The following is a 15,983-nucleotide window of genomic DNA, read 5'->3' on the forward strand; positions in this document are numbered from 1 at the left end:
TGAGGCATGAACGAAAGCCACCCGAACCCCCTAACGACGACGCTGCTCGCGAACCACCGAAACGTGATCGACCACAGTCGAAACACTCTTCTGGATTTCGTCCAGCCGCTCGGTCACGCCGTTCATTTCGCGAAGCCGGTCGGTTATCTCCCGCAACTGGTGCTCAATGACAGCAAGTCGGCCCGGAATATCGTCGTCCCCTCGCGGCGCCGGCTCGCCCGGCTCCGGCGGACGGCGCCCTGCCAGCACCGCAGCCAGATGACCCGCGTGCAGCTCCAGAGCAAGCGACAGCGCTTCAAGCGTGCGTTCACTGCGGCGTCGCTGCGCGCGGTTGTGCTGGATTTCCCGGACCGTCGCCTTGGAGACTTGCGATCTCGCGATGAGTTCGCGCTGGCTGAGGCCAAGGTCAGCCATGCGCTGATTGATAGCTCTCGCGACTGCCGCCCAGTCTTCCGACACGTATTCCTCCGCGCTCCGCCTCAAAGGCGAGAGTAGCGCGGAGGACGATTCCGCGGCTGACACTCCGCGCCCACTTGGGCGCGTTAAGGCACCTTCTTGCCTTGTCGGGATGAAATTATCCCTAATTGAGGATTTAAATAAGACTTCGATTCAAAGGATCTACCGATGGATACCAACCAGAACGCCGTTCCGACGTTCTATACCGTCGGGGAAGCAGCACGCGTTCTCCGCGTAAATCCGGTGACGCTGTATCGCGCCATCCGAGACGACTCCTTCCCCGCTGTACGCATCCGCACTCGCTATGTCGTCCCCGCTGCCGCCCTCGCCGAACTGATCGCTGAGGTAACCGCGTCCGGGGGTTGCGTCGACATCGCCGACCTGATTGCCAAACGCCGTACGGCGCAAGAGGCCGCGCGGTTGGGCGGGGGTGCGCCGTGGTGAACCGAGATGACTATGAGGAGATTGCCGCTCAACTGGACCGATACGCCGACGTGCCGGACGACACGCTGGCCGAGGTCGTCACCCGGGACGGACTGTGCTTCTGGGCGTTCGACCGGTCCGAGATTCCGGAGCTGTCCGGCGAGGACTCGCCGGACCGGGAATTGGCAGCCCGGATGTGTGCCGGATGCCCAGTGGTCGACGAGTGCCTCGAACTCGAACTACGTGCGGCGGGTGCCGACACGGTTGGAGTGTGGGGCGCGCTCGCCGACACCGACCGGCGCGAAGTGCACCGGGCATGGCTCGCCCATCGCAGTGAGTCTGATGGCGGTGAGCAGCGATGACGCTCAACCTGACATCAACACAGATCCTCGCGGGAATTGGCGTGCTGATCGTCTGGTCCGTGGTCTGGCGACTCGGTGCGCGTAAGGCACGCCGCGCCGCCGACGCGGCCCGCGCTTCGGCCCGTGTGGTCTCGCTCGTCGGACGGGTTCTGCTGATGGGTGCGGCGTTCGTCGGCGTTCAGTGGCTGGTGATCACGCACCCCGGCAATCCGACGTTGCTGGCCGTCGTGCTCGCAGTGCCGGACCTGATCGCAGCGCACGTACTGACGCGAGCGCTGACGGTCACGTCGCTAGATACGACGAGCCGCCGGGGCGGTGGTCGGCGATGAACGCGCCGATTGATCAGAACGGAGTGGAAGGGGTGGCCGCCGCTGGGCGGCCACCCGCCACCCCACGGAACGCACGATATGCACCGCCGCCCCAGACTGAGCGGCTCGCGCGAGGCACTGCCGACTCGGCGACCACGTCCGGATGGTCCTGCCAGCGCCGGACCGCAGCCGACGCTTCGCCTGCCCGAATGGGTTCACGAGGCATGGAGCACGTCGGGCCGGTACTGGATGGCGAACTGATTGACGACACGTTGCCCCAACCGCGTCGCCGGACGATCCGGCGCAGGTTCGCGCGGTGGTGGCAGCACTCGCCGCGCGTACCGCAGTGGCTCAAGAGCAAGCCACACGCTGTTCAGGCTGCGAAGGACACGGCCGTGGCTGTCCTGAAATCACCATCGCGGTGCGTGGGCGCAGTCATCCGCGGGCTTGTCCTCGGCGTCCGCTGGTGGCGAGGGTGGGTCACGGTTCGCGACTACCGCACGGCGGCCGAAGAGTCGGAGAAGCTCGCCGACAAGTTCGTTGAGATCCGTGAACTGACCTTGTTCCGATGGAAGGTGACCGGCGCGCTCGCCGCGGCCCTTGCATTCGCCGGCACGGTCGTCGAGCTGGTGTACGGGTCCGATCCGTTGTGGATCGCGGGTGCCGGCGCGGCAGTCGCGCTAGCGATCCTCGGACGCCGGAAGGATGGCAGTCCGGGCCGGAAACCCGCCCTGGCCGGACCTCGGACCCTGACGTGGACGATGGACCCGCAAGTCCTGGTCGATGCGTTCCGGGACGCCAAGCTCATTGGCAAGGACGAGTCCTTGCGCCTGGTCGAACGGGCCACGCGGGTCGGTGACGGCTGGGCCATCACCGTCGATCTGCCTGCGACCCGCAAGGCTGCCGACGTCGTGAAGAACCGGGAAGCTCTCGCGTCCGCGCTCGCCGTGGATGAGGTGCAGCTCATCGTCGAGCGCGTGCGCGGCAACGGAGGTCACGCCGGGCGAGTGTCCATGTGGGTCGCCGACGAGGACCCGTACAGCTCGCCTCCCCTTCGGACGCCGCTGCTCGGAGTGTCCCAGTGGGATGCGTGGCGACCAGTGCCGTTCGGCCGGGATGCTCGGGACCGCCGGATCGACCTGCCGTTGGTGTGGACGTCACTGCTCGTCGGGGCGATCCCCCGACAAGGCAAGACGTTCGCCGCGCGGCTCGCCGCCGCCGGACTCATCTTGGATGCGTGGGTCCGGCTATACGTCGCGGACTTCAAGGCAGGTAAGGACTGGGACGCCGCCAGCCAGGTCGCGCACCGGTTCATGTCCGGCGACGAACCCGAACACGTCCTGACCCTGGTGGACTGGCTGGCCGAGCTGGTCGCCGAGGTTCAAGGCCGCTACCGGCGAATGCGTGATCTCGATGACCTGACCTGCCCCGAGTCGAAGATCACGCCGGAGATGTCCCGCGACACCACGTTGGACATGCCGATTACGGCGATCTTCGTCGATGAAGTCCAAGTTCCACTGGAGGACCGCACACCCGTTGTGGTGCAAGGAAAGAAGCTCACCGCGGGCGAGTACATCGGCGAACTGCTGACTTGGTTGGCAAAGAAAGGGCCAGCCGCCGGGATCGTGCTCGTACTGGCCACACAACGGCCCGACTCGAAAACGATCCCGTCCGGACTGCGGGCCGTTCTCGGATCCCGGTTCGCATTGCGGGTTATGGACTGGAGAGACAGCAACATCGTGTTGGGCGAACAGATGAACACCCGAGGCTACGACTCCAGTCGTCTGCTGCCTTCGCACAAGGGCGTAGGCATCCTGCGCCCGGACGGCGAAACCCAAGCAGGGGCCGACGTTCTCGCGGTGACCGTGCGCACCTACTACATGCCTAACGAGGACTGGCAGGCCATCTGCGAGCAAGGCCGCACACTCCGCGAAGCTACCGGCACCCTGACTGGGCACGCGGCCGGAGAGGACAACCTGCCGCTGCTTGATCACGCATCAGTCGCTCGTGCCATCGGCGCTGGCGGCGACACTGCGGCGGCGAACCCGGTCGCGTCGGTCGAACTGCCCGAGCCGCTCGCGTCCGTGGTGGACTACCTCAGCGACGACTTGGCCAACGGAGACCGCGCGTTCGTCCCCACGGCCGAGCTTGTCGAAGCGCTGGGAGTCGAGCCCACTGCGTTCGGTCGGCAAATGGGCGAGCTTGGGTGCCGTCCGGAGCGGGTTCGTGTGCCGGGTGCGGACGGTAAGACACGACAGGTTCGCGGCTACCTCACGGCGGACATCCGAGCAGCCGCGGACGCGATAACGAGCGGCGGGCAGAATGCCGACGACCCTTAGCACCCGTCACGTGTGCCTGTCACGCCGTCTCAGCAAGCGTGACAGGCACACATACCCTTTGACCAGGCAATAGACAGGCTGTGACAGGTGAGACGGGTCCGGCGGCAACCGTCTCACCCGTCACCAGATCCCCGCTCAGGCCCCTGCCTCCGTGTCGTCCTGTTTAGCTTGTGACGTTGTGTCGGCGGCGTCGGCCACGAGCAGGAGCAGGTCCGCGAGCGCGAAGAGTTGCCGGGCGCACTCACGAACTTCAAGCGTCGGTACTTCGCCGTCGCGCATCCACGTACCAATTTCTGTCAGCAGCGCGCCAGTCCGAATGAGCCGGTCTGGCACTGATGCTGACTGGTCATCCGACAGGTTCGTCACTCTTCAAGTCGTCGGCAGGGATTGGCTCCCACTTGACCGTGCAAGCCGATCGGCCTCAGCAGAGAGCCAGCCGATCGTTTCGCTAGGCGGCATGGCCTGCTCCGCCAGTGTGGCTGTGATCGCTTCGTACGGTGTCGCATGCTCACCAACGAGGAAGACACCCATGCAGTGGTGCGGGCAGTAGACGACCGGCGGTGAGTCCTCCATCCGATACGTGGTGAAGGCCCAGGGGAGCACGACGCTGCGCCTCGGCAGGCGTGGCAGGAGGCGAACTGTGATCGTTCGAGACCTGACCGCCAAGTCCACGATGAACCGCAGTTGCTGCGCCATCACGTCGTCGCCGAAGTGGTTGTACACCGCGTCCTCTCCGATGAAGAAGTCCGCCGAGACAGCCTGGGCACCGAAGAGCACATCCCTTCGCCGCATCAGCGCTTCCAACGCCATAACGTCTTGCGATTCAGTACCGCGCGCGAAGCGGGCATAGCCGGGAGTTTGCAACAAATCCGGGAACACGATGGGTGCCCACACGCTCATAGACAGCGCCGCACGTTCGTGAGCCTTCAACGCCGCGGAGTGCGTCGGGCTTGCCTGCGAACCTGGAGTGAACCAGCCCGGACCGGCAATGCCACGCGCAAGACGGGTGATCCATTCCTTCTCCTCACCCGTCACTCCCAGCGCGCCAAGCACCCCGGCAACCTCTTCAGGACCGGGCACTCGGTATCCCAGTTCCCAGCTCGACAGCAGTGCCGGATGGACGCCGATGCGCCGTGCCAGTTCCCGCACTCCGAAGCGGGCCGCGAGTCGAGCGTCTCGCAAGGCGGCTCCTAGAGTGCGTGCGCGCGGCGTCAACATGTCCGTACCTCGCATGAGGTCACTTCCGGCGGAATCGTCGCGCGCTGCTGCGACACACGGCCCGCAAGATTCGGCGAAGACTCCTGGCCTCATTGCCATGAAAGCGCTGCGTCTTTGAGCGGGCGTACCGGGCGTCGGTCGATGGCAGTCGGGCCGCGGCCAGGATGCGCGCGCAGCGCGAGCAAGCCAGACCCGGCTCCGAACACATGGCCGCCGCGGGGAAGCTGTCTCCACATAGACCGGTGAACCAGCCTGTCGACGACAGCCCGTGTGTCATTTCGGCGTCAGACACCAAGTGGTCCACCGGTTCCTCAGCGGAGGTCACCACCGTCAGGTGTTGTTCAGTCATCGCGACACTGCTCCCGCCCAGGTCGATCACATCCCGGTCTGCCACCTCCCGCGACTAGCCCAAGGAGCTAAATCAAGCCTTGTGACAGAATGAAATGAGTCTCACGTGGCAACAGGAGTCAGGACCACGACCGGAAGGCGACTCGCGCGCGACCTAGGGGTGACCCAGGCCAGCGGGGCAGGAGGAAGCATTGCGATCCACAGATTGGGACGGTAGCCCGCCGCCGCGCACGGTCCTCGAAGCGCGCATACGCGAGCAACGCCAAACTCTAGAAGAGTTCGCGCGTTTCGCCGAAGACTTCGCCCGCAAGCACAATGAGTCAGGCACGTTGAGCGTGCGGCATTTGCAACGCCTGATTGCTGGCGTACGCCCGGACGGCAAACCTCTCGGCCAGGTTCGCCCTGCCACAGCGAGGCTGCTCGAACTCATCTTCAGTGCGAGTATCGATGATCTGTTGGCACCGCCGGAGAGAACGAGCAGTGCACTGCAACCCCTTCGCGTCGCTATTGCGGTGGTTTTGCGCGGCATGGACGTCTTGCTCGTCTGCCGCCGAGACGACGCGAACACGTGGCAGTTCCCGGCCGGGATCGTCAAGCCGGGCACTGATCCAGCGGTCGCGGCAGTCCGGGAAACCCTCGCCGAAACGGAAGTACGCTGCGTCTTTGTCCGCATGCTCGGCACCCGGCCGCACCCCGTAACAGGAGTCTTGTGCGAGTACGTGCTTTGCGACTATGTGACCGGGGAAGCACGTAACGCCGACGTCGCAGAAAACTCCGACGTGACCTGGGTCCGCGCAGCAGACCTGACCCGGTTCGTACCGGTCGAGCGGATCTACGGCCCGGTGCTGCAGGCTCTAGACCTGCAAGCGCCTGCGTCGTCCTAACTCAGTTCTTCGGTCTCCGCCGAGTCGGCGGCTGGCCTGTGGCAGGTGACAACACTGGAGCCACAGACCAGCCAGCCCCTGCTAACGGAACGACGGGCGCTGAACTGAGCCAGCCGTGACACGCTGAGCCGCCATCGACGCTGCCCCGATGACGGCTACGACCCCAGCAACTGGCATCCCCAGCCAGGTCAACAGTCCCGCCAGGATGATGACAACGACGAAGATCACCGGCCGTTGCCAAGAATTCGGGCGCGCGAGAACGCCACTACAGATCGTCAAGCTGATCAACTCCAGATTTGTTTACGGACGGACATTTCAGCCGGGGTACGGCCCGGCGAAAGAAGATGCTGCCCTAGATCTGAGGCTTGAGCGGGGATCAACACGCCCTGGGGTGTGTTCTGGCCTTCGGACAAGCTTTCTACTACGGTCTTGTCACGTCCCCCAGGGCCACACCTCGGGGGTCTTGACCCGCGATTCTGTTTACGGGCGGACATCGCTAGTCGGTTTACTGCCCCCCTCGCGTACGGGCGAGGGGGGCGCACTACTTGATGCGAGTCCGACGGAGACCGAGGACCTTTGCAGGCTCAGCGTCGGCGATGGCGGCTGGATCGACGACGACCGCGCGCTTGCCTCGGCTCACGCTCACCAACCCAGCGGTCCTGAGTTGCGCTATGGCGCGCTGAGCCGTCCCGAATGACACCTTGTACCGCTTCGCCAGATCGGCGACCGTAGGAAGCTGCTGACCGGGCGTGAGCACGCCGGACACAATCGCTCCCTGAAGATCCTTCGCGATGCGCTTGTACGGACTCTCGTCCTCAGGTGCCGCAACCGGCGCGACAGGAGCGAGCTTGCCTTCCGCGATGAGCGCAACGGGCAGGTCCGGCAGTCGCCCGGCAAGGGTTCCGGACGCGCGTTCATCGGACTCTGCAACCCATGCGCTGTAGACCTTCAAGGTGGTCGAACCGCCACCGCCATGGCCTAGGCGTCCGGCGACTGTCCGAACGTCCGTGCCCGCCGCGATCAACTCCGTTGCCGAGTAGTGCCTGAGCTGGTGAATGTTCATGTCCCAGCCGAGACGAGCGCACATGCGCGCATACCGCTGACTCACCGAGTCGGGCTTGAGCCATGTACTGCCATCCGGCATCAGCGAGAAGATCCGGGCGTCCGCCTTCAACGTCCTCAGCCCCGCACGTTCCGCGCAGTGCTCGCGGTACGACCGCAGCAGCGCCACCGTGCGCTCATCGAGAGTAATTCGGCGCTGCTGGTGCGTCTTCGTGGGCTTCTCCCATGTCTTGCGGCCCGACTGGGCGATGCTGCTCCGAATGGTCAAGACCCGAGTCGAGAAGTTCAGCCGATCCCACGCGAGAGCACACAACTCGCCTCGGCGTGCGCCCGTGATGAACGCGAGCCACACGAGCATTCCCCAGTCGAGATCTCGCCACGCCTCCGTGGCGATACGAGCGGCCTGCTCGACTGTCGGGGGCTTCGGGTCCGGCCGCGGCACCGGAAGCGGTTCGGCGAGATCGAACGGGTTCACGCCGATCCATCCCCAGCGAACCGCGCGCTTACCAGCGCCGGACAGAATCGCCTGAATCTTGCGGATCGAACTGTCGGCCAACGGCTTGCACTTGTGCGGCCCGCACCGACCATCACACTGATGCGGCCGTTCGGTGCGGTGCTCGACAAAGCCGCGTCCCCGGCAGTGAGCGCGGCATGTCCTTAGCTGCTTGTAGAACGAGTCGAGGATTTCACCGTCGAGATGCCCCAACGCGGACTCTCCCAGCAACGGGCGGATGTGGATTCGGACCAAAGACTCGTACCCCGTTCGGGTGGTTTCTTCGATCTTGACCAGCTCGAAGTACCGGTCTAGCAACTGGCTCACCGTCGCCCGAGTCCGCGAGCTGCGCTTTTCGTCGACCTGGTTGAGAAACTTCGTCCGGAGCTTTTCCGCTTCGGCCGCCGCACGTGGACCAGCGGAAACAACCTCGTCCAGGTAGTACCGCTTCTTGGTCACCGGGTCGATGCCCGCGTAGACTTTCACTCTGAGTGACCCACTCGGGAGCTTGACGATCTCGCCGCGAGTGCGCTTCCGGGGGCCGTTTGCGCTGGTCATGTAGCCAGCGTAAACCCGGGTCGGCTACACGGATGGCTACACAGAAAGCAACCAGGGACCCTCCGGATTCCGGAAAGTCCCTGGTCAGGTGATGGAGCCGCCTGGGGGAATCGAACCCCCGACCTATTCATTACGAGTGAATCGCTCTGGCCGACTGAGCTAAGGCGGCATGCCGCTGTGCGACGGTCATCAGTGTAGCGGAGGCGTGGTGCGTCACCTTGCGGGGGCCGCGTCGTTAGGCTCCTATGACTTCGGTCTCACCCCCCGACCCGGCGATCCACTGGAGGACCCGGCACATGCAGCGAAGACTGCCCCGTGCGCTGGCGGTACCCGCAACTGCCGCGTTGCTGCTGCTCCTGGCCGCGCCGGCCGGTGCGCAGGAGATTCCCACGACGCCGATTCCGCAGCCGAACAACCCCTCGCAGCCGCCCGCGTCGGCGCCCATCGGGCCGCAGCCGCTCGGGCACGCGGTGGGCGACGCGGGCACCGCGCTCGGCGTCCTGCGGCTGCTGCCGAACTCGGTCACCACGAGCACGATCCTTCCGGGCTTCGGCCAGACGCTGCCGAAGCAGTCCGCGCTCGAGGCCGGCATGGGCCTGTCCAGCGCGTCGGCGAACTCGGAGGCCTACCTGGCCTACGAGAAGTCGATCGCGCAGTCGTCTCCGTTCGGGCTGGCCGTCGGGGGCCAGGCTCCGCAGACGCCGGGCAGCCTCGTGCAGACCGCGCTTCCGGACAACCCGAAGGAGATCAGCGGGGGCCTGAACGCGCCGCCGAACCCGCTGCTCAACGTCGGGCTGCTGAACGGCACCGCGCACGCCCGCTGGAGTGAATCGCTCGGCCCGTGCGTGGACACGATCGCCGACGCCAGCACGTCCGTCGCGAGCCTGTCGCTGCTGAACGTCATCCCGACGCTGCCGCAGGTCCCGCTGCTCGGCAGCGGCGGACTGAAGCTGCCGGACGGCACCCAGCTCGCGCAGGGCTTCGACCCGAAGAGCGGGCTGCAGAGCCTCGGCGGCCTGCTGCCCGGCAGCGGCCAGACTCCCGCGACGGGCACCGGTTCGCTGCTGAGCCTGCCGAACACGCTGTCGTCGCGGTCGCAGGTCAAGCTCGTCGACATCCCCGGTTCGAAGAACAAGGCGGTGCAGTCGAGGTCCACGCTGCAGGCGGCGGACATCAACATTCTCAAGGGCACCCCGCTCGAGCTGAACCTCAAGGTGGCCAGCCAGCCGACGCTCACCGTCACCTCCACCGGCGACGCGAAGACGTCCAAGGTCGACTACCAGGCTCCGGTGATCACCATCGCCGCCGGCGGCAAGACGCTGTACACGCTCGACGCGGCGCACCCGACCAAGGACATCCCGATCGGCCTGCCGCTCGCACCGCTGAGCCAGCAGTTCGGCGCGCTGGACAACGTGCCGGTGGTCGGCGGCCTCGTCGCCACCGCGACGAAGGGCCTGCAGCAGCTCGGCGACACCACCGGGAAGGTGCTCGACCTCGGCGTGCTGCGGCTGAGCATCGCGAACCTGGACCAGAAGCAGTCCGAGGCGACCACGCCGTTCAAGGGCTACCAGATCGGCGCGGCCGCGCGGCTGCTCGACCTCCAGGTGCTGCCGACGCAGAAGCTCAAGGAGCTGCTGCCGACGCAGGCAGGCGACAACCTGCCGTCGTCGCTGGCGCAGCTGTCGCTCGGCGAGCAGATCGCCCGCGCGTACGCCCCGACCGGCGGCGTCGTGTGCGGTTCGACGACGACTCCGCCCGCCCCGCCGCAGGGCGGTGCCGCACCGGCCGGCCCGGTGAAGCACCTGGCCTACACGAACGGCGCGTACGACACGGTGCCGCTGTTCTGGACGGGTACGGCGATGCTGCTGCTCGGCGTCGTGATGGTGGCGGCGTTCCCGAACCGGCGGCGTCCCGCGCTGGTCCTGAAGCGGCCGACCGGCGGTCCGGACACGCCGTTCAAGCCGTCGCCGCATCCGCGCGACTGACGCGCTAGGCAAATGAGAACGGCCCCCTCGCTGCTGGCGAGGGGGCCGTTTTCGTTAACGGGTCTGGGTCAGCCTTGGCGAAGCGTGGTGACCATGGCTTCGACCGCGATCCGCGGCTTCACGTTCAGCCCGATCGCCTCGCGGCATTCCAGGACGGCTTCCAGGCGGCGCATCGTCGATTCCAGCGACCAAGCCGCCGCGGCCGAGTTGATCTGCTCGGCGTGGTCGGGATGTGTCAGCGTCGCACCGGAACGCGAAGTCGTCACGAGCACGTCGCGGTAAAACCCGGCCAGATCCACCAGAGCAATGTCGAGCGTGTCGCGCTGGGTTCGCGTCGCGCGGGACTTCTGGCGCTTCTCCAGCTGCTTCACCGCGGCCTCGGCGGCACGCTTCGCTCCGGCGACGCCCTTTCCGGTGCCGTCGCCGCCCATCGCGGTGCGCAGTTCGGAGCGTTCCTGCTCGTCGCGGCCCTTGCTTTCCTCGCCCGCGTCCGCTTCCGCCGCGCTGATCAGCTGGTCGGCGCTGGTGAAAACGTCGTCCGGACGGCGCAGTCCGAGCGGAATCCGCAGCACGGTGGCGCGCCGCTGGCGAGCGGCTTCATCAGTGGCGAGGCGGCGCGCACGGCCGACGTGGCCGTTGCACACCGCCGCGGCCCAGTTGGCGCGCTCGGGCTCGACGCCGTCCCGGGAGATCAGCACCTGCGCGATCGCCTCGGCGGGCGGGGTGCGCAGCGGGACCAACCGGCACCGCGAACGGATGGTGACCGAGACGTCCTCCGGGTGATCCGAGGGCGCGCACAGCAGGAAAACGGTGCGGGCGGGCGGTTCTTCCACGGCCTTGAGCAGCGCGTTCGAAGCGCCCTCGGTGAGCCGGTCGGCGTCCTCGATGATCACGACCTGCCACTCGCCGGTCGTCGGCCGTCGCGCCGCCGCCTGCACGAGCGCGCGCATCTCGGCGACCGAAATGGACAGTCCTTCCGGGACGACGAGCCGCACGTCCGCGTGGGTGCCGGCCATCGTCGTCCGGCAGCCGGGGCAAGCGCCGCAACCGGTTCCGGTGCTGCACTGCAGGGCCGCGGCGAACGTGCGCGCGGCGACCGAACGGCCGGAGCCGGGCGGTCCGGTCAGCAGCCAGGCGTGCGTCATCGCCGCTGGCGCGACGGGTTCCCCGGCCACGATCTTGGCCGCCGCGGCCGCCGCGGTGGACAGCGTTTCCACGGCAGGCTCCTGGCCGACAAGCTCAGTCCAGACGCCGATCGGGGTCGTCACCGATCCTCCACTTTGGACACTACGGGCAGTGCGTCCGCACCGTTCTGCGTCGCTTCCGCTTCGGCGGCCGCCGCCTCGGCGACGTCCGCGACAGCCGCGTCCTCGGGCTCCTCTGGCGGTTCCGCGGGGGCGAGCCCGGCGAGCGAGCCGACGAAGACAGACTGGACGGCACCGCGGACGCGACCCGCGACGTCGCCGTCGGAGCCCTCGGCGTCGACCACCACGTACCGGTCCGGGTCGGCGGCAGCCATCTCGGCGAGCAGCTTCTGCACCCACAGCTGGTCCTTCAGCGGCGGCTGGGGGTCGTCCGGGTGCTCGGAGTCGAGGAGCACGGTGAGGTCCGGGCGGAGCCGTCCGGTGGCCCAGTCGACCAGTCCTTCCAGCTCGCCACGGTCCAGCTCGCCCGCCGCGGACAGCGACGCGAGCGGGGAGTCGACGAAGCGTTCCATGACGACGACGGACCCGGCGTCGAGCGCGGGCTGGATCTGGCGTTCCACCAGTTCGGCGCGCACGGCCGCGGCGACGAGCGCCTGCGCCCGCACCCCGGTGAGGGCAGCGTCTGAGACGAGGGTGCGGAAGCGCTGTTCGCCGAGGGCCGGGTCGGCGGTAAGGACGACCGGCCGGGTGCCGGTGCCGAGCCAGCGCGCGAGGCGAGCGGCCTGCTCGGCGGTGTTGACTGCGGTGGTGCCCTCGATGGCGATCAGGAAGCCGTTGACCCGGCGCGGGTTGCGGCGCAGCGCGTTGCGCAGGTCGCTGAAGATCTTCTCGGTGCGCCGCTCGTCCATCTGCCGGTAGGCGATGATCCCGAGCAGCACCGCGAGCAGGCCGCCGCCGAGGATGACCGGACGGGTGCCGTCGACGATGATCGGCGTGCCGAACAGGTTGACGTTGCGCTGCCGGACCAGGCCGATCAGCACCGGCGTGACCACCGTCGCGCCGAACAGCACGATCTTGAGCATCGCCTGGTAGATCGCGTTGATCCGGCCGCGGATCGCGTCCTCGACGCGGGAGCCGATGATCGTGACACCGGTGAGGAAGGCGGTGCCGGCGCAGATGCCGACGAAGGCGACCGCGCCGACCGAGATCGCCAGGTGCGGCGACAACGCGACGACGCCGAGCGCGAGCCCGGCGAGGACGATCGAGATGCCGAACAGCCGGTCGTGCGGGAGCCGGTGCGCGAGCTTCGGGGCCAGCGCCATGCCGAGAGCCAGGCCGATGAAGACGGCCAGCATCAGCAGGTTGAACGCCGCGTCGCCGCCGAGCAGCGACGACGAGTACGGCTTGGCCGCGCCGATGACCGCGCCACCGGCCGCGAACGCGCCGAAGGCACCGATCAGCAGGCCGCGGACGATCGGCGTGCTGCGGACGAACTTCAGCCCGTCGCGCATCATCGCGCCGAAGCCGAACTTCTCCTCGTCGGCCCGTTTGACCTTCTGCTGCGGCAGCGAGTGGACGTCGCGCAGGGACAGCTCGGGGATGCGGGTGGCGACGAGAATGCCGCTGATCAGGTACAGCAGGCCGGTGATGACGACGACGACCTTGGCGATGTACAGGTCGACGCCGGGGCCCTGGAACAGGTGGAACGTGGAGTTCGCGCCCTGGATCAGCGCGTTCGCCCCGGCGGCGGTGATGACGGCGAGGCCGTAGGTCATCACCATGCCGAGCTGGTTGGCGGTCTCGACCTGCTCGGGGCGGCGCAGCAGGTTCGGCACCGCCGCGTCCTTGGACGGGATCCACATGATCGAACAGCAGCCGACCAGGAAGTTCGCCACGAACAGCCACCACGGCGCCCCGACGACGGCGATCGAGAGCAGGAACCCGCAGCGCAGCAGGTCGCAGACGACCATGATCTTGCGCCGGTCGAACCGGTCCGCGAGCAGTCCGCCGACCGGCGCGAAGAGCAGGCCGGGCAGCAGCGCGGTGACGATGACGCCGACGAACGCGTAGTTCTGCGCGGAGTAGTTGTCGAGGAGTTTGGTGCTCAGGCTGGTGAGGTTCAGCAGGTTCAGCCAGTCGGCGACACTGCACAGATACGTGACGCCCCACAGCCGACGGAACGGTTTGATCGCCAGCACCCGGCGGGCCCGATGGATCGTGGACGTCCCGCCCGATCCGCCCGGGCCGGTGCCAGGCACCGACCGTACGCCCTCGCTGATACGCCCACCCCACTTGTCACGGCGGAGTCAGGCGACCCCGGCGGATCCCCCGACCGTGTAGCAGCCAGGGTAGTCCCGCCGCGCACGGGAGGAGGGCACGCCCCGTGATATCCGAGGTCAGCGGGTGTCAGCCGAACAGCCCCTTCACACTGCTCACCAGGCTAGCGATGAGCTCGATCGCCACGATTCCGAACACGATGAGCAACACCACAGCGAGCACCACGCCCGCCGTGCTGCTGGACGGACGCCCGAAGCTGGGCATGCTGATCGAGGGCATCCCGCGCCGGCTCTGCCGTTCGGCGAGCTCTTCCTCGATGTCGTCGTCAGCGATCTCGGTAACCCGCTTCGGCCGAGGCCGGGGCACCTTCTTGAGCAGCTGAGGAGCCTTGGTCGGCCAGGTCCGCTGCCGGGGCAGCAACCCGAGCGGAACCAGATCCGGCCGGTCGGAAGGCGGGATCGGATTCGGCGTCTTGACGACTTCCTTTTTCTTGGCTTCCTCTTTCAGCGCGGCCTCGACCATCCGCTTGACCTCTTCGGGGTCATGCTGAACCGGCTTGGCGGTCGGCAGCGGCCGGGGCGCGCGGTTGGACGCCATCTCGAACCCGGACAACGGATCGGAGAACCGCTCGCCCCCGACCTCGCCGACGTCACCGGCCAGCGTCCCGTCCCGGTCAGGCCCGGAGGCGGGAAAAAACGGAGTCCCGTCGCTCGTGCTCATGGTGACCACCTCACTACGGAATGTCCGCCGAGTCCAGTGTCGGCGAGAGTACCGGTCGCCGCATCCACCCAATGGCCGCAGAACCACTACTGCCCGCGCCCGGGGGAAGGCGCGCCACCCGGACCAGTGACCGCCTACGGACCGGTTCGGGGAGGGGTTTTGGCGGCGGAAACTGTGGCTTCCGGCGGTGGTGGAGCGGGGTTGATTTTAGGGGGTGTCGCTGGCTGGCTGAAGGGGCTGAATGGCCGGTGGGCAGGCAGGGGCGCGAGGTCCGCCGCCGAACCGGTTGGCCCCGCCGACCTGGTAGCCAAGTCGACAGTGCCGCCCGAGCACGACCGGACCGCCCACGCCCAGCCGAGCCCAGCCGAGCAGACCCGCGCCCGGGCCCTCCCGAACACGACCGACCGAGCCGAGCCGAGCCGGACCGCATCGGACTCAGCCGGACCCTCCCCGGACTCGGCCGCCGAAGACCAGCCCAGCCCCCTCACATCCGGTCAAGCATGGCTGCGCACCGCCTCCACGATCCAAGCCTCGGCAGTCCCCCGGGTAGCCGGAGACCACGTCACCACCCATCCGCCTCTGCCGCCGCCTCGCGGGGCGGCTCGGAACTGGTACCTCCCTTGATCGTTGTCCACCAATCCGAACGCGCCGTGCGGATACTCCGCCAGCACCGCGTCCCGCACCGCCAGGTCCACCAGCACCGTTCCCTGCCGGGGCCGGGCCACGGCTTGCCGGATGACGTCCAGGTCTCCCCACGCCGCCCGTGGGATCAGGCCGCTGTCGTCCGTTTCGATGCGCACGGCGGGGCCGGGACCGGGCGGGCGATCGGGCAGGCCGTCGAACACCCATCCCGGCAGTGCGCTGAGCATCCCGGACCGCAGCCGCGCCCGGCGGCCCAGTTTGCTCATCACCGTGGTGAAGTCCTCGTCTCCGAAGAACCGCACCTCCCACGGCTCCTCGCTCGCCGGGAACACCCCGGTGACCACTCCCCGGATGAACCCGCCGCGCAGCACTCGGTACAACTCGACCGCCTCGGCGGTCACCTCCCCGTCGGCGGCGAGGCCGAGCGCGGCCATCCCGGCGACGAAGCGCGTGTACTGCTCCACCTCCTCGGCCAGGCCGGCGCCGAGCATCGGCCCGAACGACTGCCGGACCTCCTCGGCGAGGCTCAGTCCCGAAGCCGCTCCGGCGGGCTCCTCCTCGGCCAGCACGGGCGGCACCTCGAAATGCGGGTCGTAGAACTCCATCACCGAAGGCCGCTGCGGCATCTCGGCCCGCAGCGGTCCGATGACCTCGTCGATGACGTCGAAGACGACGGGTGCTGAACTGCTCACCCCGTCATTGAACACCCTGGTACCGACAATTTCTCGAACTTTTGTTCGAGTCAACCCATCCGTGCGCCGAG

General features: G+C 67.6%; 14 protein-coding genes and 1 tRNA gene. 6 read left to right on the plus strand and 9 right to left on the minus strand.

Translation table 11 applies throughout. The features are described 5' to 3' along the window. Positions 1 to 30: 30 nt before the first annotated feature. Complete coding sequence (locus EIZ45_RS04760; RefSeq protein ID WP_167756343.1) at positions 31 to 459, minus strand: transcriptional regulator; 429 nt, start codon at positions 457 to 459, stop codon at positions 31 to 33. Positions 460 to 624: 165 nt separating this feature from the next. Between EIZ45_RS04760 and EIZ45_RS04765 the strand changes: the two genes are divergently transcribed. From EIZ45_RS04765 to EIZ45_RS04780, 4 genes are all read left to right on the plus strand, one after another. After that, positions 625 to 900 (plus strand): helix-turn-helix domain-containing protein, encoded by a 276-nt coding sequence (locus EIZ45_RS04765; RefSeq protein WP_134662015.1) that lies wholly within the window; start codon positions 625 to 627, stop codon positions 898 to 900. Then, positions 897 to 1,241 carry a WhiB family transcriptional regulator gene (locus tag EIZ45_RS04770; RefSeq protein ID WP_134662016.1) on the plus strand — a complete coding sequence of 115 codons (345 nt, stop codon included), beginning with the start codon at positions 897 to 899 and terminating at the stop codon, positions 1,239 to 1,241. Before EIZ45_RS04765 ends, EIZ45_RS04770 begins: the two co-directional genes overlap by 4 nt. After that, positions 1,238 to 1,570 (plus strand): hypothetical protein, encoded by a 333-nt coding sequence (locus tag EIZ45_RS04775; protein ID WP_134662017.1) that lies wholly within the window; start codon positions 1,238 to 1,240, stop codon positions 1,568 to 1,570. The genes EIZ45_RS04770 and EIZ45_RS04775 overlap by 4 nt, the downstream gene beginning before the upstream one ends. Before the next feature lie 203 nt (positions 1,571 to 1,773). Further along, complete coding sequence (locus EIZ45_RS04780) at positions 1,774 to 3,888, plus strand: FtsK/SpoIIIE domain-containing protein (RefSeq protein WP_240690554.1); 2,115 nt, start codon at positions 1,774 to 1,776, stop codon at positions 3,886 to 3,888. A gap of 135 nt (positions 3,889 to 4,023) precedes the next feature. Here the strand turns inward: EIZ45_RS04780 and EIZ45_RS04785 are convergent, their stop codons facing one another. Further along, positions 4,024 to 4,254, minus strand: a complete 231-nt coding sequence (locus EIZ45_RS04785) for a hypothetical protein (RefSeq protein ID WP_134662018.1) — start codon at positions 4,252 to 4,254, stop codon at positions 4,024 to 4,026. Between the two features lie 3 nt (positions 4,255 to 4,257). Then, the gene (locus EIZ45_RS04790; protein ID WP_205669812.1) at positions 4,258 to 5,106 is read right to left on the minus strand and encodes a helix-turn-helix transcriptional regulator; all 849 of its coding nucleotides are present in this window, start codon (positions 5,104 to 5,106) and stop codon (positions 4,258 to 4,260) included. A 539-nt stretch (positions 5,107 to 5,645) separates the two neighbouring features. Here EIZ45_RS04790 and EIZ45_RS46425 point away from each other — a divergent pair. Next, positions 5,646 to 6,338, plus strand: coding sequence for an NUDIX domain-containing protein (locus EIZ45_RS46425; RefSeq protein ID WP_205669813.1), 693 nt, complete (start codon positions 5,646 to 5,648; stop codon positions 6,336 to 6,338). Between the two features lie 541 nt (positions 6,339 to 6,879). Here the strand turns inward: EIZ45_RS46425 and EIZ45_RS04800 are convergent. Next, positions 6,880 to 8,451, minus strand: a complete 1,572-nt coding sequence (locus EIZ45_RS04800; protein WP_240690555.1) for a tyrosine-type recombinase/integrase — start codon at positions 8,449 to 8,451, stop codon at positions 6,880 to 6,882. A gap of 92 nt (positions 8,452 to 8,543) precedes the next feature. After that, positions 8,544 to 8,620 (minus strand) — tRNA-Thr (locus EIZ45_RS04805). A 127-nt stretch (positions 8,621 to 8,747) separates the two neighbouring features. Between EIZ45_RS04805 and EIZ45_RS04810 the strand changes: the two genes are divergently transcribed. Further along, entirely contained in the window at positions 8,748 to 10,436 is a 1,689-nt protein-coding gene (locus EIZ45_RS04810; protein WP_051728625.1) for a hypothetical protein, read from the plus strand. Positions 10,437 to 10,504: 68 nt separating this feature from the next. Here the strand turns inward: EIZ45_RS04810 and EIZ45_RS04815 are convergent, their stop codons facing one another. From EIZ45_RS04815 to EIZ45_RS04830, 4 genes are all read right to left on the minus strand, one after another. Beyond that, a complete protein-coding gene (locus tag EIZ45_RS04815) occupies positions 10,505 to 11,704 on the minus strand; it encodes a DNA polymerase III subunit delta' (RefSeq protein WP_043827121.1) in 1,200 nt (399 codons plus the stop codon). After that, positions 11,701 to 13,839: a dTMP kinase gene (locus EIZ45_RS04820; protein ID WP_134662019.1), complete on the minus strand. Its 2,139-nt coding sequence runs from the start codon at positions 13,837 to 13,839 to the stop codon at positions 11,701 to 11,703. The genes EIZ45_RS04815 and EIZ45_RS04820 overlap by 4 nt, the downstream gene beginning before the upstream one ends. A 148-nt stretch (positions 13,840 to 13,987) precedes the next feature. Further along, positions 13,988 to 14,578 (minus strand): hypothetical protein, encoded by a 591-nt coding sequence (locus EIZ45_RS04825; protein ID WP_235146556.1) that lies wholly within the window; start codon positions 14,576 to 14,578, stop codon positions 13,988 to 13,990. 494 nt (positions 14,579 to 15,072) lie between these two features. Further along, positions 15,073 to 15,927 (minus strand): ESX secretion-associated protein EspG, encoded by an 855-nt coding sequence (locus tag EIZ45_RS04830; RefSeq protein ID WP_043827118.1) that lies wholly within the window; start codon positions 15,925 to 15,927, stop codon positions 15,073 to 15,075. Positions 15,928 to 15,983: the final 56 nt, after the last annotated feature.

This window comes from Amycolatopsis sp. CFH S0740, assembly GCF_004522315.1.
Classification (GTDB): Bacteria; Actinomycetota; Actinomycetes; order Mycobacteriales; family Pseudonocardiaceae; genus Amycolatopsis; species Amycolatopsis nivea.

Bases quoted from the DNA above. Each gene is read 5' to 3' on its own strand.
- EIZ45_RS04790 (WP_205669812.1), bottom strand. From the start codon at position 5,106: ATGTTGACGCCGCGCGCACGCACTCTAGGAGCCGCCTTGCGAGACGCT.
- EIZ45_RS04765 (WP_134662015.1), top strand. From the start codon at position 625: ATGGATACCAACCAGAACGCCGTTCCGACGTTCTATACCGTCGGGGAA.
- EIZ45_RS04800 (WP_240690555.1), bottom strand. From the start codon at position 8,451: ATGACCAGCGCAAACGGCCCCCGGAAGCGCACTCGCGGCGAGATCGTC.
- EIZ45_RS04775 (WP_134662017.1), top strand. From the start codon at position 1,238: ATGACGCTCAACCTGACATCAACACAGATCCTCGCGGGAATTGGCGTG.
- EIZ45_RS04825 (WP_235146556.1), bottom strand. From the start codon at position 14,578: ATGAGCACGAGCGACGGGACTCCGTTTTTTCCCGCCTCCGGGCCTGAC.
- EIZ45_RS04810 (WP_051728625.1), top strand. From the start codon at position 8,748: ATGCAGCGAAGACTGCCCCGTGCGCTGGCGGTACCCGCAACTGCCGCG.
- EIZ45_RS04780 (WP_240690554.1), top strand. From the start codon at position 1,774: ATGGAGCACGTCGGGCCGGTACTGGATGGCGAACTGATTGACGACACG.